This is a genomic window from Fictibacillus sp. 5RED26 (assembly GCF_015903895.1).
Taxonomy (GTDB): domain Bacteria; phylum Bacillota; class Bacilli; order Bacillales; family Fictibacillaceae; genus Fictibacillus; species Fictibacillus phosphorivorans.
Genome location: NZ_JACZDU010000003.1, coordinates 278,889 through 297,302, shown reverse-complemented (window position 1 = coordinate 297,302; position 18,414 = coordinate 278,889). Strand labels below are relative to the sequence as shown.

Below are 18,414 nucleotides of genomic sequence, written 5' to 3'. Positions count from 1 at the left end.
TTAGGAATTTAATTTAGCTTTTTCACGCTTCGCCTGTCTTCTAAAGAATAACTCATATAGAACAGGTACGATGATCAATGTTAATAGTGTAGAAGTCGTTAGACCACCAATTACAACGATCGCTAATCCTTTAGAGATCAGTGTTCCTGACGACGTTGTTAATGCAAGTGGAATTAATGCTGCAATTGTCGCAAATGCTGTCATTAATATCGGACGTAAACGAGTTTTACCAGCTTCTAACAGCGCTTCGCGAACTGGCATACCTTTAATCTCACGGTTTTGTCCGATGCGGTCTACCAATACGATCGCATTCGTCGTAACGATACCGATCAGCATGAGTATTCCGATCATCGCACTCACAGATAATGGTTCGTCGATCAAGTATAATCCTCCGATTGCTCCAACAGGAACGAATATGAGGGAAGAAAGGATGATGAACGGAATGCGTGCTCGACCAAATGTGATCAACATCGTTAAGTAAACGAGACCGATCGCAACTAGCATCGCAAGGCCAAGATCTTTGAACGTATCCATCGTTTCTTCGCTTCCTCCGCCACCTTCTGTAGATACAGATGAAGGAAGGTCTACATTATCTTCAACGCCTTTAATAACGTCTTGTGTTACTTTTTGAACGTTGTCTCCTTTTACTTGTGCAGAAACTTGTGCATAAATCTTACCATCAAGCTTTTGGATTCCAGTTACTGTGTCTTTCTCAGTTACTTCGGCAACGTCTGAGATTTTAACCGGACCGGATGAACCAAATACAGTTAGATCCTTAATCTCATCAAGAGATTTAACTGCTTCGTCATATTCGACTTTCACATTCTTTTGATCGCCGTCTAATGTAAGTTCTCCTACCTCAACAGGTTTTGTTACATCTGAGACTGCTCCTAGAATAGCGAAGCCTGATACGCCTTTTTCAGCTGCTTTTTCGGTATCAATGTCAACAGCCCATTGTTTTTGTGTATCTTTGAAGTTGTTTGATACATATTTGATCGAATCAATCGTCTTCATGTACTCTTCAACTTCACTTGCTGCTTTCTGCAGATCTTCTAAGTTGTTTGAATATAGATCAATATTAACTTCGTTATTAGCTGGAGGCCCGCCGCTTGAAACTTCCTGCAAGCTGATTACGGTTCCTTCTGCTTTTTCGTCTGTGATCTCTTTAATATCTTTTTCTAGCTCTTTTAATTCTGTATCAATGTTTGCTTCTTTTTTGAGGTTAACAAAATAGTTGGCAACATTTTGACGCTTAAGACCGGTTTGGAAATCACGAGAACCGATACCAGCTGTTACATCTTCAATCGTACCGCGCTTAGAGAGGTACTCTTCAACTTCTAAAGACACTTCGTTCGTCTTTGTTACATTTGTACTTGCAGGTAATTCAACGTTAATCGTTAATGTTTTTTGTTCTTCATTCGGCAGGAACACCATTCCAAGCTTTGTTGCAAGGAAGAAAGATCCGCCTAAAAGAATGAATGAAGTGAAAAGAACTAGAATTTTATGGTTCAATGAGGCTTTGATCAGTTTTTCATAACCACGTTGCAATGGACCATCGTTCTTTTCTGGTTTAACGGTTTTAAATGCATATTTTGCTAATATAGGTACGATTGTAACAGCAACGATCAGTGATGCTAATAATGCAAATACAACGGTTAAAGCAAACGGTAAGAAGAACTCACCTGTAATACCACCGACAAGACCAAGCGGCAAGAATACTACAACGGTTGTAATCGTAGAAGATACGATTGCTTTTAAGATTTCGCGTGTAGAGTCAATGATCAGCTCATCACGATCGTAATCACCATCCGTTTTACGGATTCTTCTAAAGATATTCTCGATAACCACGATACTATCATCTACAACGCGTCCGACGGCAACTGCCATTCCGCCGAGTGTCATAATATTTAATGTGATATCAAGGCGGTCTAGGAAGATAGCTGACACGAGCAGTGAAAGCGGGATCGAGATGATCGCAATGATTGTTGCTCTAAAGTTTCGAAGGAATATAAGTACTGCTAATGAAGCGAATAATGCTCCAAACAATCCTTCTTTAACAAGTGTGTTTACAGAATCTTTAATACCTTCCGCCTGGCCGAAACCAACAGCATAATCTAACTTATCATCATATTTATTTTTGTTCAGGACTTCTAGCACTTTGTCAGCGACCTCGACCGTATTTGCATCTTGTTTCTTTGTTACGGCCATAGAAAGTGAAGCTTTTTGGTTATATCTTGTAATCTCACTAACATCATCTGTTTCCTTAACTTCAGCAAGATCACCAAGCTTTAAGCTTGCTGGTGCTTGAGGTGCTTGTGCTCCACCAGGTGCGCTTTGTCCGCCTGGAGCACCGCCTCCAGCTCCTGGTTGACCTGCTTCACCAGGTGCTCCTCCGCCAGCTCCACCTGGAGACTGAGCAGGTGCGCCTTGACTTGAGGAAATTGTAATCTTCTTAAGCTCAGCAACCGTATCGACCACTTCTTCAACACGAACTGGGACTGTAATCGAGTCATCGGTTACGGTACCAGCAGGGAATGAAAGGTCACGGCTGTTAATCGCCTCTTTAACGGCGTTTAAGGTGATGCCGGCTTCTTTTGCTTTTTCTTTATCAAGTGTGATCGAGACGAATGTTTCTTTAACGCCACCTACAGATACGTTGTTCACACCTTGAATCTTTTTAAGTTCTGGAACCAATTCGTCATTAACGAATGCTTGAATGTTTTCTCCTTCTTTTTCAGGGAATAGAGAAATATTGTAGATAGGAATGGTTCCAAATGAGAAACGACTTACCTCTGGTTCTACATCTTCAGGGAGATCCGTTTCTGAAATGATGGATTTGACTTGATCTTCTACTTCATCCATATTTGCGGTGAAAGGGAAATCCATACTAATGATAGATATACTTTCGTTTGAAGAACTCTTAACGGTTTTTACATCCTCTACTTGCTTCAGTTGAGTTTCTAGTTTGTCTGTTACTTGCTCGTTCACATCTTCAGGAGATGCTCCTGGATAAACGGTTTGAACGGTCAGTTGTGGAAACTCAACATTTGGGAGTAGGTCCACTTTTAAATTCGTGAACGAGAAGACTCCACCAACAATGAGTAAAAATGAAAAGATGAATATTGCTACTGGATTTTTTAAACTAAATCGTGTTAACCAGTTCATTGTTTCCTCTCCTACGTATGTTTTTATTTTGCATATGTGTATTTTCACATATGTTTATCTATAATATAATAGCTGTATAAGATTTATATCAAGTATTAAGGATAAAAAAATTGTGAAAAATGTGTTACAATGCAAAACAGTACAGAAAGAAAGAAGGGTATCACATGGCGTTAAGGTATGCGCTGTTAGGTTTATTGGCGAAAAATGAAGCAACAGGTTACGAGTTAACACAGCAATTTAAAGAAACAGTTATTCATTTTTGGACAGCCCATCACACGCAGATCTATAGAGAACTTTTAAAGATGGAAGAAGAAGGACTCACACAATCTAAGACCGTACAGCAAAGTGATTATCCAGATAAGAAGATATATGCGATTACGGATAAAGGTTTTGAACAGTTGCTAGAATGGATGCTGAATAAACCTGTAAATGCACCAAAGCTTAAAGACGATCTGTTGTTAAGGGTATCTATGTTTCATTTTATCCCTACAGACAAAGCGATAAACTTTTTAGAGACGAGTAAGAATCATCATAAAATGGGTTTAGAGATGACAAAGCAATGGTTAGACGATCATTTTCCGAACGGTACGTACAAAGAGAATGAGTTGGGTGAATATCTAACTATTGAATTTGCCATACGATACATGGAGAGCTGGTTGTCCTGGTGTAATTGGGCAATAAAAGAATTAAAAAAGAAGGGTGAGTTAGAAAAATAAATGGAAATCGTATTTACTGACACAGCATTAGAGCGTTTGGAAAAAAAGATGCAAGGTAATGCAGGTTATTTAAAACTCAAACATGATACAGAAGGTTGCGGCTGCGTTGTGAGTGGTGTAGCTGCCCTAGTCCTAGTTGATCAAACAGAAGAAAACGATACAAAAATTGAGACGAATGGTCCAGATCTTTTCATGGAGTACAATACAGCAGTTTTCTTTGCTGAAAAGATGACGATCGATGCTCCAACAGGCAACCACTTTTCATTAAAAAGCCCTGGAGAGATGCTGAATCCTTCAATGAAATTTTACGATAGAACGAAACAAAACACGGGCATGTAAGAAGCCCGTGTTTTGTTTTGTTAATGCTGAGGAACGTTCTTTAACAGTTGAAACTGCTTGCTTGAAACAGATTTTGAAAGATGAGGAGATATGTAAGCTGCTGCTTCAAGCAGTTTATCAAGGTTAATACCTGTTGATATTCCCATTTGAGAAAGCATGTAAACAACGTCTTCAGATGCTACGTTGCCTGAAGCTCCGGGTGCAAATGGACATCCGCCAAGGCCTCCTGCTGAAGTATCGAAGCGGTCGATGCCAGCTTGAAGACTCGCAAAAATGTTTGAGAGAGCCATTCCTCTCGTATCGTGAAAATGAGCGGTTAAAAGTGTTGTACCCTTCAGATGATGTTTTAAAAGGGTAAACAGTTCAAAGCATTCTGATGGATTAGCCATACCAATTGTGTCTGCCACACTCAGTTCATCAACACCCATCTCCTCAAAGTCCAGGCAAATTTTTAAAACATCCTGTTCATCGATCTTTCCTTCGAACGGGCAATAAAAACTGGTAGAGATACAAGCCCTAACAAAAAATCCTCTGCGCTTTAAATCTTGAATCAGAGGTCTTAATTCATTCATGCTCTCTTCTGTAGATTTGTTAATATTCTTCTTGTTGAACGTGTCACTGACACCGACAAACACCGCGATATGCTTCACTCCAGATTCAACAGCTAAGTCGATTCCTTTTTGGTTTGGAGCAAGGACAAAGTTTCGTTGATCGTCTAGGCAGCTATCGATAATTACAGATGCATCTTGCATTTGAGGAACCCATTTCGGTGAAACGAACGAGGTGAGCTCCATTTCTTGAAAACCTGCATTTTTTAGTAGTGAAATGAATTCTATCTTATTTTTTGCAGGTATTAAATTTTTCTCGTTCTGAAGGCCATCTCGCGGCCCGACTTCTATAAGCGTAACTCGTTCAGGTAAGTCCACTAATGTAAACCCCTTTCTTGAAAACGTTTTCCTAATGTTATTTTAACTAAAAAAAATCGTCTGTTGCAACACATTTAACTTGTTATGGTATGATAAAAAGGAATTTTCAGAAATTTAAAAAGAGATCTACAAGGAGGAGACTAGTCATGGTTTCAAGGGAGAGAGATGCTGTAGTTGTAAGCGCTGTCAGAACACCGATCGGAAGCTTTATGGGAAGTTTCAAAACGATTGCCGCAACAGATTTAGGAGCTATCGCGATTAAAGATGCATTAAAAAAAGCGGGTATCCCACATGATTCAGTAGATGAAGTCATCATGGGAAATGTTCTGCAAGCAGGCCTCGGACAGAACCCAGCCCGACAAGCAGCCATTAAAGCTGGATTGCCGAATGAAGTATCGAGTATGACCATTAATAAAGTATGCGGTTCAGGTCTTAAGGCTATTCATCTAGCGTGTCAGACAATCTGGCTGGATGAAGCAGATATTATCGTTTGCGGCGGGATGGAAAACATGAGCCAAGCTCCTTATCTTTTGAACGGAGCAAGGGATGGACTTCGAATGGGTAACGCTCCTATGGTAGATTCCATGATTCAAGACGGATTATGGTGTGCATTTGGTGATTATCATATGGGAATTACAGCGGAAAATCTATGTGAGACCCACTCATTGTCTCGTGAAGAGCTAGATGAGTTCGCAGCGGAAAGCCAAAGAAAATGTGCACAAGCTCAAGAACAAGGGAAATTTAATGACGAGATCACACCGGTTGAAATTCCTCAACGTAAAGGTGATCCGCTTATAGTTGATACAGATGAATATCCGAAGCCGAGTTCGACGGCTGAAAAGTTAGGAAAACTTCGCCCGGCATTCAAGAAAGATGGCATGGTTACGGCGGGTAATGCGTCAGGCATCAATGATGGTGCAGCAGCACTTGTTGTGATGAGCAGAAAGAAAGCCGAAGAACTAGGACTAAAACCGATTGCCGTCGTAAAAGCCAACGCGAGCGCGGGTGTTGCACCAGAAGTGATGGGTATCGGACCAGTGGAAGCCGTTAAGAAACTGTTAAAGAAGACTGAGTTAAGCATGAATGACTTTGACCTTGTTGAGGCAAATGAAGCATTTGCGAGTCAATCGTTAGCTGTTGGCAAGGATCTTGAATTTGATAAAGAAAAATTGAATGTGAACGGTGGAGCGATCGCACTCGGGCATCCAATCGGAGCAAGTGGAGCAAGGATTGTCGTGACATTGCTTCATGAGATGAAACGCAGAAATGCAAAACGTGGTCTTGCAACGCTCTGTATTGGTGGTGGCCAAGGGGTAGCATCGGTTTTTGAGAATGAAGAAAAATAAATGAATGATTAAAGACAATGATCGTATGAAAAGGAGAGAGAAAAATGAAACCAATATTGAACTCAGCAATTGAAGCTGTAGCAGATATAAAAGATGGATCTACCCTTTTAGTAGGGGGGTTCGGACTTGTTGGAATTCCTGAAAACTTAATCTTAGCACTAGTAGAAAAAGGAACGAAAGATCTTACCGTCATTTCGAACAATTGTGGAGTGGACGATTGGGGTCTTGGCCTTTTACTAAAAAACAAACAGATCAAAAAGATGGTAGGTTCTTACGTAGGTGAAAACAAAGAGTTTGAGAGACAAGTATTATCAGGTGAGATAGAAGTAGACTTGATTCCACAAGGTACACTTGCTGAAAGAATTAGGGCAGGCGGTGCAGGAATTCCAGCGTTCTACACACCTGCTGGAGTAGGAACACCGATTGCTGAAGGAAAAGAAACACGTACGTTTAACGATAAGGAATATCTGCTAGAAGAGGGAATTGTAGCTGACTTCAGCTTGATTCGCGCAGCAAAAGGAGATAAAGCAGGGAACCTGATCTATAACAAAACAGCTCGTAACTTTAATCCGATGATTGCGGCGGCAGGAAAAGTGACGATTGCTGAAGTAGAAGAGATTGTTGAGATCGGTGATCTGCACCCAGATTACATACATACACCAGGAGTATATGTTCAAAAGTTGATTGTCGGAACACAAGAAAAACGCATTGAACGACTAACTGTAAAACAAGGGTAAGAGGAGGGAGACCATTATGAATATTAGAGAAAGAATTGCTAAAAGAGCTGAAAAAGAGATCGAATCAGGATTTTATGTAAATTTAGGGATCGGAATGCCAACGATGGTTGCCAATTTTATTTCCGATAACAAAGAAGTCGTTCTACAGTCAGAGAACGGACTTTTAGGGATCGGCCCTTATCCGCTTGAAAGTGAAGTTGATCCCGATCTGATCAATGCAGGGAAAGAGACCGTAACGGCAATTAAAGGAGCTTCTTATTTTGACAGTTCTGAGTCGTTTGCCATGATACGTGGCGGTCACATTGATATCGCGATACTAGGCGGAATGGAAGTTTCAGAGAATGGTGATCTAGCTAACTGGATGATTCCAGGTAAGATGATAAAAGGAATGGGTGGGGCGATGGATCTTGTGCATGGAGCAAAGAAGATCATCGTCATCATGGAACATGTGAACAAAGCGGGTGACAGTAAGATCTTAAAACAATGTCAGCTTCCCCTAACAGGAAAAGGTGTCGTAGAACGAATCATCACCGATCGTGCTGTTATGGACGTTTCTGATAAAGGTCTTGTGTTAAGAGAAGTAGCAGAAGGATATTCTGTTGAGGATGTAGTAAATTCCACAGAGGCAAAACTATCTGTTGCAGAGGATGTTAAGCTAAACGCTTATTAATAAGTTCTTCACTATATGCCATGCACGATAAAGTTTATGATCCATACAAAGTTCTTAATCTTTTAAATAATGAGGTGCAATCACATGGCTATCTATATTATAGATGGGGCTAGAACGCCGTTCGGATCATATGGAAAATCCTTGACCGGTGTGAGTCCAACAGACTTAGGTGAGATATCTGCTCTAGAGGCGATGAAACGTGCCAACATTTCTCCAGCAGATATAACGGATGTAGTTTATGGTAATGTTATTCATTCGAGCAAGAATGCCGCATATGTAGCGCGACATACTGCTTTAAGAGCAGGAGTGCCAGCAGACGTTCCTGCCATGCTCGTCAACCGCTTATGTGGATCTGGATTGCAAGCTGTCGTTTCAGCGATGCAGAATCTACGTGATCTGGAAGAAGGAATCGCGCTTTCTGGAGGCATTGAAAATATGTCACAGTCGCCACACGTTTCTTTTTACCACCGGTTTCATAATCAAAAGTTTGGCCCAATCACGTTTGATGATATGCTACTTCAGACGTTGAGTGATGAATACATTGGGTGTGGCATGGGTATTACAGCTGAAAATTTAGCTGATCAATATTCCATTACACGAGGAGAGCAAGATGAGTATGCAAGTCTCAGTCATAGAAAAGCGGCTGAAGCAAGAGAGAGTGGAAGATTTACAAAAGAAATCGTTTCAGTACCACTAAAAAACGGAGCTCTTTTTACAGAGGATGAAGGGATCAAACCTGAAACATCTGTTTCTTTGCTTGGCGAATTGAGGCCATCTTTTCAAAAAGACGGAACAGTTACAGCAGGGAATTCTTCTTCTATTAACGATGGCGCCGTGTCGCTTATTCTTGCTCACGAAAAATCGGTCAAAGAGAAAGGTTTAAAACCGCTCGTAGAGATCGTTTCATGGGCAGTAACAGGCGTCGATCCATCGGTGATGGGAATTGGTCCTGTACCTGCGATTCAGAAACTGCTGCAAAAAACAGGTCTTTCCATCGATGACATTGGTTTGTTTGAAATCAACGAAGCGTTTAGTTCTCAATACTTAGCTGTAGAAAAAGAATTACAATTAGACCGCGAAAAAACGAACGTGAATGGAGGAGCGATTGCACTCGGTCACCCTGTAGGTGCAAGTGGTGCAAGGCTGTTGCTTACATTGAGTTATGAAATGAAACATCGTCAAGAAAAGTATGGAATAGCGAGCCTATGCATTGGCGGTGGGCAAGGAATTGCGATGTTACTAAAACTAGTATAAAAAAAGTCCCGTGAAGCGATATCGCTGCAACGGGACTTTTTCTATTGGATTATGCTCGGTGCGTTTCGTAGATTTCAGCTGGAAAAATAGAGCGCAATGACTCTGACTCAGCTTCACTTAATGGTGGAGATTCAAAGGTTTTGATATTTTCTAAAAGTTGTTCAACAGAGCTTGCACCAGCAGACGCCGTTGCCACTGGCTTTTGTTGCAACACATATTGCAACGCTGCATGTGTGATGTTTTTATCACCTAAGACATCTTTAGATTTCTCGATCTTTTTTTGTATGTCAGCGCCGGTATGATGAAGAAACTTGCCATCAGCACTCTTTTGAAATGCTTTTTCACTCAACCACCCTTTTGCAACAGGCCCTCTTGCGATAACACTTATATCCTTTGACGCGAGAAAAGGAAACAGTTCTTCAGGACGTCTATCCAACAAACTGTATTGCATCATGATGCTTTGAATATTCGAGTGCTCTGCAAAATAGTTGATCGTGTTCGGCCGTATAGATGAAATACCGTAATAACGAATATATCCTTCAGACACGAGTTCATCAAAAGCCTCGATCGTTTCATCCAGGGGATCATCGATCGTCCCTCCGTGCAGCTGGTAAAGATCAATATAATCAGTTTGCAGACGTTTTAGGCTGTCTTTTAAGGCGGATTTTATGTAAGCTTTAGAAGGATTCCACTTCCAACCGTCTCCAGGTTGACTCCAATCATTTCCGCCTTTTGTAGCAAGAATGATGTCTTGTCGAACATCTTTTAGTGTTTTGCCAATAAACTCTTCATTCCACCCAAACCCGTATAAATCGGCTGTGTCAAAATAGTTAATACCATGATCGAGCGCAGTCTTCACGATTTTCTCGTTCTCGTTCCCTAACTCGGGAGCAAGTGACATACATCCTAAGCTCAGTTCACTCACATACAGATCAGAAGAACCTAGTCTTCTTTTTTTCATCCTTTTCACCTCAACTTCATTCAATTTGTTTCTGTTCTAAACCTATCATAATGACATGAAAAAAGAAAAAACTCCGCACAAAAAAAGATGCGAATAAAAATTCACATCGTCAGCCGTCAAGGTGCGTTTATTTTTTCGGAGAAGTGGCGTTGATCCAGTCTTGAACAAGTTCATGCTGCTTACTATAATTTTGTAGCATATATTTGATCTGCCAAGCCTTGCCCACAAGCGTGATCCCTTTAGGTTGAAGATAGATCTTCATCTGCTATGCCTCCCTTATCGTCCTATTAAATGCAGTATTCCAAAGTATGATAGACTTTATGTAGAAAAGAAGATAAATAGACCATTGGAGTGTGGAATATGGAAAACTTATACGAAAAAACGGTAAGCAAAGAACAGGTATACAGCGGTAAAATCATTGATCTATATATAGAAGAAGTAGAACTACCTAATAAGAAGATAGGGAAACGAGAGATTGTTAAACACCCTGGAGCAGTAGCGGTACTAGCCGTAACAGATGAAGGTAAAATGTTAATGGTAGAGCAGTTCCGAAAACCACTCGAAAAGACGATCATTGAAATTCCAGCAGGTAAGCTTGAAAAAGGAGAAGATCCATTAGAATGCGCCAAGCGTGAGTTGTTAGAAGAAACGGGCTTTGCTTGCGAATCTATGGAGTCCATCGGCTCTTTCTACACCTCTCCAGGATTTGCAGATGAACTGATTCATCTCTACTATACGAACACTCTTACAAAACAAGGTGACCAGATGACAGATGAAGATGAATTCTTAAACGTACTTGAAATAAGCGTAGATGAAGCGAAAGAATTGATGAAACAAGAAAAAATTCATGATGCAAAAACAGCTTACAGTGTCATGTATATGGAGTTAAACCGTGCAGTCAAAAAATAAACTTCTGCCGTTCTTTGCAGATATGCATATTCACATCGGAGCATCTCAAACAGGAAAAGCGATCAAGATTACAGGTTCAAGATCCCTGACACTTCGCAATATTTTACGCGTAGCCAAACATGTAAAAGGTATGGATGTCATAGGAATCATCGATTGTCATTCGCCTGAAGTACTTCAGGAATTAAAAGAACTTGCACAAAATGGTTACTTGCAAGAGCTCGAAGAAGGCGGCTTATTGATTAATGGATTAACACTAATACCAGGGGCCGAGATTGAGATAAACGATGAACATTGTAAAGGGCCGATCCACGTTCTTGTATATATGCCGAGTCTTGCTACGATGGAGAGTTTAAGTGCATGGCTAACTCCTCGAATGAAGAACATCCATCTAAGTTCTCAACGGATGTACGGCAGTGCTCTTGAACTTCAGGAGTTTGTGAAGAACGCTGGTGGGTTATTTATTCCAGCCCATATTTTTACTCCGTTCAAAAGTTTATACGGAAAAGGAGTAGATTCTTCTCTAATGGAAGTGTTAGATCCAGCTTTGATAGATGGTGTTGAACTAGGTTTAAGTTCAAATACCGAGATGGCATCTCGGCTTGAAGAGCTTTCTCCATTCACCTTCCTAACCAATTCTGATGCCCATTCATTAGAGAAAATCGCGCGTGAATATCAAATGCTCTCCTTAAAGAAACCATCGTTTAAAGAATTTAAAATGGCTCTTCAAGGAAAAAATGGTAGAGAGATCATTGCAAATTATGGTCTCAATCCTTATCTCGGTAAATACTATAATTCGGTTTGTGAAACATGTTTTGAAGTATACCCACCAAACAGTGTGAATTGCGTTAAATGTGGAAGTAAGAAGTTCATAAAGGGAGTCAACGACCGGATCAATGAACTTCAAGGTACAAGAACAAGTAAAGTAAACAGACCCCCATATATTCATCAGATACCGCTCGAGTTCATACCAGGATTAGGTCCAAAATCTTTAGTGAAACTGCGTGAAGCGATTGGAACAGACATGGATATCATACATTCTTCTACCCAAAGTCAGCTGGAGGAAATTGTTAAACCAGCTATAGCAGAACAGATCCTATCTGCTAGAAATGGAGAACTCTCTGTCCAAATAGGTGGAGGCGGAACTTACGGAAAAGTAATTCTCAATCATCCTAGTAAAAGTAAAAAATAAGACATACCTTCTCCCCTGATTCATAGAATAGGATTAAGAGATTCGGTGGAGGAGGCTTACATATGGAGAGTGCGCGCTATTACATGCAGCGGCATCTTGAAGAAAATAAAACGTTATATGCGTTTGTTGGTGTTCTCTTTTTAATGGGTGTCATTTTTGGGGCAATCATCGTTAATTCGTTGAGTCTGAATCAAAAACAAGATCTATACACGTATTTATCACGTTTTTTTGTTCAAGCTGCTGAAGGTGGCTTTACGAGCAAAACAGACATGTTCTTTCAAAGCTTTGGCCATTATTTAAAATATATGGGTCTCATGTGGATTCTAGGTTTATCTGTAATCGGGCTGCCTGTTATTTTAGTTATGCTGTTCTTAAAAGGGGTCGTGATCGGTTTTACAGTAGGATTCTTAGTGAATCAAATGGGATGGTACGGTTTTTTATTATCATTTGTATCTGTTCTCCCACAAAACGTACTATTAATACCTGCTTTTATTATCGTAACAGTCGCTGCAGTTGCTTTTTCTTTTAAAATGATCCGTCAACTGGCTTTTAAAAGGCACCACATGCCCTTTTTGCCTCAGCTGTTAAGATATACATTATTAGTCGCGGGTGTAGGTGTCATGGTATTACTTGCTTCAACGATGGAAGCCTTTTTTACTCCAGCCCTTATGGAACAAGTAATCAAATGGTCAATATAACTAGAAAGAATAATTATTTGTTTATAATAAGTTTAAATCGTTAATTAAAATGACTTTAAATTGACAACTTTTTTCTCCTTGCTTATAATTATCTTGTGCATACATAAGGAGGAAAAGGGTATGGAAAGCAGAATCGACCGTATCAAAAAACAGCTGCATTCACAAAGTTATAAGCTGACTCCACAGCGTGAGGCGACCGTGAGAGTCCTCCTCGAAAACGAAGAAGATCATTTAAGTGCGGAAGATGTTTATCTGCTCGTAAAAGAAAAGGCGCCAGAGATTGGTTTGGCGACCGTTTACCGTACTCTGGAACTCTTAACCGAACTTAAGGTAGTCGATAAGATTAACTTTGGGGATGGGGTATCCCGTTACGATCTTAGAACAGAAGGTGCTGATCATTTTCATCATCATCTCGTTTGTATCGAATGTGGAGCGGTGGACGAAATACAAGAAGACCTTCTTGGCGATGTGGAAAAAGTAGTTGAAGAAGGCTGGAATTTTAAAATTAAAGATCACAGACTGACATTTCATGGAATCTGTCACAGGTGTCATCCTAAGGATAATAATGAAGGTGAAGGAAGCGAAGAGTAGCGCTTCCTTTTTGTATTTTGCTCTATAACATTGAAATCGGGAACTATTATCTAAGAGGAATTAACACTCATTTAGAAGATATTAGGCAAAGAATATTTACAAAGTCCCAAGAATCGGGTAACGTATGATGTGTAGATTCAACTTTTATGTATAATCGGGGAACATGTGGGCATAACCTGTACTATATGAGGACAGGGGTGGACATGATGATTTCCTGGATGAAAATGGTTTGGAATACAACAAAGGTGTTCTTTGCTTTTTCAATTTGCACGCTCGTGTTTTATTTCGGTTTGCTTTGGATTAATCAAGAATATGAAAACTATCATAGATATGACGAACCAAAAGGTAAAGCTGTTAAAGTCTTTAACTTGAGTTCTGATAAGGACTCAAACGCTGTAAAAAGACTTTTTTATTTTTATCAGACCGGTGAGTAAGGAGGGGTAGAGTGAACGATCATGTTCAGGATTTTCTTCAATACATTATTGTAGAACGAGCCCTCTCAAAGAACACAATCGACTCCTATAAGAGAGATTTAACTCAATATGTACGGTATCTCGAAAAAGTCGAATCTCTTGAAACTATTCATGAGATTGACCGTAATCATATAATGGGATATCTTTTATTTTTAAAAGAGAATGGTAAGGCTTCCACGACGCTAGCGCGCAACATTGCGTCTATTCGGTCTTTTCACCAGTTTCTTTTAAGAGAGAAGGTCTCTAATCAAGATCCTTCTGTACATATTGAAACACCTAAAACAGAGCGGAAGCTTCCGAAAGTTCTATCTACAGATGAGGTTGAAGCACTGTTAGACACACCTGCTGCGAACGATCCATTCTCACAAAGAGATAAGGGCATGCTCGAGCTTTTGTATGCAACTGGCATTCGAGTTTCAGAACTTGTGCAGCTTAATATAGGAGATGTCCATTTAGATATGGGATTCATCCGCTGTATCGGCAAAGGGAACAAAGAAAGAATCATCCCTTTAGGAAAGATGGCCCAAACAGCAATCGAACGATATCTGCAAAATGGACGTTCAATCATGTTAAAAGGCAAGAAGACAGATGCACTCTTTTTGAATCATCACGGAAATCGTTTGTCTCGCCAGGGATTTTGGAAGATATTAAAGCAACTAGCAAGAAAAGCTCATATCGAAAAGGAACTTACACCGCATACACTTCGTCATTCGTTCGCAACTCATCTATTAGAAAACGGAGCGGATCTGCGTGCAGTGCAAGAGATGTTAGGACATGCTGATATTTCCACAACACAAATTTATACCCATGTAACGAAAACAAGATTAAAAGATGTATACTCCGCCTTCCATCCGAGGGCGTGAGCTTTCTTTTTTTGATAAGATGTCAGACTTCTGACATCATCAAGAATTTGTTTGTTGTTTCTGCTATAAGGAAATAGTAAATAAAGTGAATGTACGAATTTCAGGAGGACAAAATGAAACAATCACGTTTTAAGAGAACATTTTTAGTCGTAATGGATTCTGTAGGAATTGGTGAAGCGCCAGATGCAGAAAAATTCGGAGATAAAGGAGCTCACACGCTAGGGCACATCGCACGTGAGATGAACGGCCTCAACGTTCCGAACATGGAAAAGCTAGGTCTTGGAAACATTGATTCGACGATGGAAGGAATTCAGAAAGCAACGAATCCAATCGGACATTATGCGAAACTTCCTGAACTTTCAAATGGTAAAGATACGATGACGGGACATTGGGAGATCATGGGTCTTCACATACAAGAACCTTTTCAAACGTTTCCGGATGGCTTTCCTGATGAGTTGATCGACATGCTTACCGAAAAATGGGGTAGAGGAATTCTAGGGAACAAAGCTGCGTCAGGTACTGAAATTATTACTGAGCTCGGAGAAGAGCATGTGAAAACAGGAAAGTTGATCGTTTATACGTCTGCTGACTCTGTGTTGCAGATTGCAGCTCATGAGGATGTCGTTCCGCTAGAAGAATTATATGAAATCTGCGAAACGGCGAGAGAAATGACGCGTGAAGGCAAGTATATGTTAGGAAGAATCATTGCTCGTCCGTTTAAAGGTGAATCAGGAGCATTTGAAAGAACGTCTAACCGTCACGACTATGCCCTAAAACCTTTCGGAAGAACGGTTATGAACGAGTTAGAAGACGCAGGATACGACAGCATCGCACTAGGTAAGATCTCTGATATCTTTGACGGTGAAGGTGTGACGAAAGCCATTCGTACGAAATCGAACATGGATGGGATGGACAAGCTTGTAAAATCCATGGATGAAGACTTTACAGGTCTAAACTTTTTGAACTTGGTTGATTTTGATGCATTGTTCGGACATAGAAGAGATCCAAAAGGATATGGTCAGGCATTAGAAGAATTTGATGCTCGATTGCCAGAGGTTCTTGAAAAGCTAAAAGAAGACGATCTGCTTATCATCACAGCTGACCATGGAAACGATCCTGTTCATCATGGTACAGATCACACGCGTGAATATGTGCCATTGATGGTGTATTACAAAGGAATTAAAGAAGGTAAAGAACTTAACGTAGGGAACACGTTCGCTGATATTGGTGCGACCATCGCTGAGATTTATGATGTGAAAAAACCAAGTATCGGTCAAAGCTTTTTAAATCAACTTTAAGGTTAAGTTAAGGGGGAAATGAACATGTCAAAACAATTACAGACATCTGCAGATTTTATTCAATCAAAACTTACTTCTACTCCAAAAATAGGTTTGATCTTAGGCTCTGGTCTAGGAATCCTTGCGGAAGAAATTCAAAACCCAGTTATAATACCATACTCAGATATTCCTGAATTTCCTGTATCGACTGTAGAAGGTCACGCTGGACAGCTTGTTATTGGTGAGCTTGCTGGAAAACAAGTAGTAGCGATGCAAGGGCGTTTTCATTATTACGAAGGATACTCGATGGAAAAAGTAACGTTTCCAGTTCGTGTGATGAAATTGATCGGTGTTGAAACAATCGTTGTAACGAACGCTGCAGGCGGTGTTAACAAGGATTTTGAAGCTGGAGACCTTATGCTGATCACAGATCATATCAATAACTTTGGTAACAATCCGTTAATCGGTGCTAATGATGATTCGTTTGGCGTTCGTTTTCCAGATATGAGTGAAGCTTACACGTTGTCTCTACAGGACGTTGCACGTGGTGTAGCAAAAGACTTAAACATCTCATTAAAAGAAGGGGTTTACGCAGGTAACACCGGTCCTTCATACGAAACGCCAGCAGAAGTAAGAATGCTTCGTGTTTGGGGAGCAGATGCTGTAGGAATGTCTACGGTTCCAGAAGTGATCATCGCACGTCATGCTGGAATGAAAGTACTTGGAATTTCGTGTATTTCGAATATGGCAGCAGGTATCTTAGATCAGCCGTTAACACATGATGAGGTTATGGAAACTACGGAGATGGTAAAAGCCAATTTCCTTTCTTTAGTTAAAGGAATCGTTAAGGAAATCTAGCAGACAGTCTCTGCGTGAAGTCCGAAGTATTTAATTTAACTTTTAAAAATATGTTCATATGAAGTGATAAGAAAGTGGTGCTATTAACATGAGAATGGTTGATTTAATTCAAAAAAAGCGTGATGGAAAAGAACTAACAAAAGCGGAGATCGATTTTATTATTCAAAATTATACAAAAGGTGATATTCCGGACTATCAAATGTCTGCATTTGCAATGGCTGTATACTTTAAAGATATGACAACTGAAGAGCGCGCGCATTTAACGATGGCGATGGTAGAGTCAGGTGATCAGATTGACCTTTCTGCGATCGAAGGGATTAAAGTAGACAAGCACTCAACGGGTGGTGTTGGTGATACAACGACTCTTGTTCTAGCTCCATTAGTTGCTGCACTTGATGTACCTGTAGCGAAAATGTCGGGAAGAGGACTTGGCCATACAGGTGGAACGATCGACAAATTGGAAGCTGTACCTGGGTTCCACGTTGAGATCGACAACCAAGAATTTATTGACCTTGTAAATAAAAATAAACTTGCTGTTATCGGACAGAGCGGAAACCTGACACCAGCTGATAAAAAGCTGTATGGTCTTCGTGACGTAACGGCAACAGTTAACTCTATCCCATTGATCGCGAGCTCGATCATGAGTAAAAAAATCGCAGCTGGTGCTGATGCAATCGTCCTTGATGTAAAAACAGGTGCGGGAGCATTCATGAAAACACCAGAAGAAGCGGAAGAATTAGCTAACGCAATGGTGAAAATCGGTAATGCGGTAGGACGTAACACGATGGCTGTTATCTCTGATATGAGCCAACCTCTAGGTCTTGCGATCGGAAATGCTTTAGAGATCAAAGAAGCAATCGATACGCTTAATGGTCAAGGACCAAAAGACCTTGAAGAACTTTGCTTAACTTTAGGTTCTCACATGGTGTATCTTGCGAAAAAAGCAGATTCACTCGAGCAAGCACGTGAGATGCTAAAAGAAGTAATCGCTTCTGGAAAAGCACTTGAAACATTAAAAGTGTTCCTAAAAGCTCAAGGTGGAGACGAATCAGTGGTTGATCATCCAGAAAGAATGCCACAAGCTGCACATACATTTGAGTTAGCTGCAGATGAAGAAGGCTATGTTTCTGAAATTGTTGCAGATGAGATTGGTACGGCGGCAATGATCTTAGGTGCAGGTCGCGCTACGAAAGAATCTGAGATCGATCTAGCTGTCGGATTAATGCTTAACAAAAAAGTCGGTGACCAAGTTTCAAAAGGTGATTCACTTGTAACCATCTACAGCAATACTGAAAATGTAGAAGAAGTGAAGAAGAAAATTCGTGAGGCTTATACGATTTCGAAAGATGCTGTAGAAGCTCCACCACTTGTTTATAAAGAGATTAAGAAATAATGAATACCAAAAATGACCCAAGAGTTAGTACTCTAGGGTCATTTTTTTG

19 protein-coding genes are annotated in these 18,414 nt (G+C 40.4%); 15 read left to right on the top strand and 4 right to left on the bottom strand.

All coding sequences use genetic code 11. The features are described 5' to 3' along the window. The gene (locus IHV10_RS14305; RefSeq protein WP_197130857.1) at positions 1-3,165 is read right to left on the bottom strand and encodes an efflux RND transporter permease subunit; all 3,165 of its coding nucleotides are present in this window, start codon (positions 3,163-3,165) and stop codon (positions 1-3) included. A 164-nt stretch (positions 3,166-3,329) separates the two neighbouring features. Here IHV10_RS14305 and IHV10_RS14300 point away from each other — a divergent pair, with 164 nt between their 5' ends. Next, entirely contained in the window at positions 3,330-3,881 is a 552-nt protein-coding gene (locus IHV10_RS14300; protein WP_197130855.1) for a PadR family transcriptional regulator, read from the top strand. After that, positions 3,882-4,220, top strand: a complete 339-nt coding sequence (locus IHV10_RS14295) for an iron-sulfur cluster biosynthesis family protein (protein ID WP_197130853.1) — start codon at positions 3,882-3,884, stop codon at positions 4,218-4,220. It abuts the gene before it with no gap. Positions 4,221-4,240: 20 nt separating this feature from the next. On the opposite strand, the gene IHV10_RS14290 is transcribed toward IHV10_RS14295, so the two are convergent. Next, positions 4,241-5,146: a hydroxymethylglutaryl-CoA lyase gene (locus tag IHV10_RS14290; RefSeq protein ID WP_197130851.1), complete on the bottom strand. Its 906-nt coding sequence runs from the start codon at positions 5,144-5,146 to the stop codon at positions 4,241-4,243. 146 nt (positions 5,147-5,292) lie between these two features. On the opposite strand from IHV10_RS14290, the gene IHV10_RS14285 reads away from it, so the two are divergent. The 4 genes from IHV10_RS14285 to IHV10_RS14270 all read left to right on the top strand — a co-directional run bounded on the left by IHV10_RS14285 (position 5,293) and on the right by IHV10_RS14270 (position 9,153). After that, positions 5,293-6,492, top strand: a complete 1,200-nt coding sequence (locus tag IHV10_RS14285; protein ID WP_197130850.1) for an acetyl-CoA C-acetyltransferase — start codon at positions 5,293-5,295, stop codon at positions 6,490-6,492. Between the two features lie 44 nt (positions 6,493-6,536). Then, positions 6,537-7,229: a CoA transferase subunit A gene (locus IHV10_RS14280; protein ID WP_197130847.1), complete on the top strand. Its 693-nt coding sequence runs from the start codon at positions 6,537-6,539 to the stop codon at positions 7,227-7,229. 16 nt (positions 7,230-7,245) lie between these two features. After that, entirely contained in the window at positions 7,246-7,899 is a 654-nt protein-coding gene (locus tag IHV10_RS14275; RefSeq protein ID WP_197130845.1) for a CoA transferase subunit B, read from the top strand. Positions 7,900-7,983: 84 nt separating this feature from the next. After that, positions 7,984-9,153 (top strand): thiolase family protein, encoded by a 1,170-nt coding sequence (locus tag IHV10_RS14270; RefSeq protein WP_197130840.1) that lies wholly within the window; start codon positions 7,984-7,986, stop codon positions 9,151-9,153. 49 nt (positions 9,154-9,202) lie between these two features. Here IHV10_RS14270 and IHV10_RS14265 read toward each other — a convergent pair whose 3' ends face one another. Both IHV10_RS14265 and mciZ read right to left on the bottom strand, forming a co-directional pair. Next, the gene (locus IHV10_RS14265) at positions 9,203-10,114 is read right to left on the bottom strand and encodes an aldo/keto reductase (RefSeq protein ID WP_197130837.1); all 912 of its coding nucleotides are present in this window, start codon (positions 10,112-10,114) and stop codon (positions 9,203-9,205) included. 127 nt (positions 10,115-10,241) lie between these two features. Further along, positions 10,242-10,376, bottom strand: a complete 135-nt coding sequence (gene mciZ / locus IHV10_RS14260) for a Z-ring formation inhibitor MciZ (protein WP_066395881.1) — start codon at positions 10,374-10,376, stop codon at positions 10,242-10,244. Between the two features lie 98 nt (positions 10,377-10,474). Here mciZ and IHV10_RS14255 point away from each other — a divergent pair, with 98 nt between their 5' ends. The 9 genes from IHV10_RS14255 to IHV10_RS14215 all read left to right on the top strand — a co-directional run bounded on the left by IHV10_RS14255 (position 10,475) and on the right by IHV10_RS14215 (position 18,365). Then, positions 10,475-11,023 carry an NUDIX hydrolase gene (locus IHV10_RS14255; RefSeq protein ID WP_197130834.1) on the top strand — a complete coding sequence of 183 codons (549 nt, stop codon included), beginning with the start codon at positions 10,475-10,477 and terminating at the stop codon, positions 11,021-11,023. 22 nt (positions 11,024-11,045) lie between these two features. Next, positions 11,046-12,212, top strand: coding sequence for an endonuclease Q family protein (locus tag IHV10_RS14250; protein WP_197131189.1), 1,167 nt, complete (start codon positions 11,046-11,048; stop codon positions 12,210-12,212). 62 nt (positions 12,213-12,274) lie between these two features. Then, positions 12,275-12,910 (top strand): stage II sporulation protein M, encoded by a 636-nt coding sequence (gene spoIIM / locus IHV10_RS14245; protein ID WP_066395870.1) that lies wholly within the window; start codon positions 12,275-12,277, stop codon positions 12,908-12,910. A 120-nt stretch (positions 12,911-13,030) separates the two neighbouring features. Next, positions 13,031-13,501 carry a Fur family transcriptional regulator gene (locus tag IHV10_RS14240; protein WP_144699257.1) on the top strand — a complete coding sequence of 157 codons (471 nt, stop codon included), beginning with the start codon at positions 13,031-13,033 and terminating at the stop codon, positions 13,499-13,501. A gap of 203 nt (positions 13,502-13,704) precedes the next feature. Further along, entirely contained in the window at positions 13,705-13,935 is a 231-nt protein-coding gene (locus IHV10_RS14235; RefSeq protein WP_370568628.1) for a YqzK family protein, read from the top strand. An 11-nt stretch (positions 13,936-13,946) separates the two neighbouring features. Beyond that, a complete protein-coding gene (xerD, locus tag IHV10_RS14230) occupies positions 13,947-14,837 on the top strand; it encodes a site-specific tyrosine recombinase XerD (RefSeq protein WP_197130831.1) in 891 nt (296 codons plus the stop codon). A 113-nt stretch (positions 14,838-14,950) separates the two neighbouring features. Then, a complete protein-coding gene (deoB, locus tag IHV10_RS14225; protein ID WP_197130829.1) occupies positions 14,951-16,135 on the top strand; it encodes a phosphopentomutase in 1,185 nt (394 codons plus the stop codon). Between the two features lie 24 nt (positions 16,136-16,159). Beyond that, positions 16,160-16,972 carry a purine-nucleoside phosphorylase gene (locus IHV10_RS14220; RefSeq protein ID WP_197130827.1) on the top strand — a complete coding sequence of 271 codons (813 nt, stop codon included), beginning with the start codon at positions 16,160-16,162 and terminating at the stop codon, positions 16,970-16,972. An 88-nt stretch (positions 16,973-17,060) separates the two neighbouring features. After that, on the top strand, positions 17,061-18,365 hold the full coding sequence (locus IHV10_RS14215) for a pyrimidine-nucleoside phosphorylase (protein WP_197130821.1): 1,305 nt from the start codon (positions 17,061-17,063) through the stop codon (positions 18,363-18,365). The last annotated feature ends 49 nt before the right edge of the window (positions 18,366-18,414 follow it).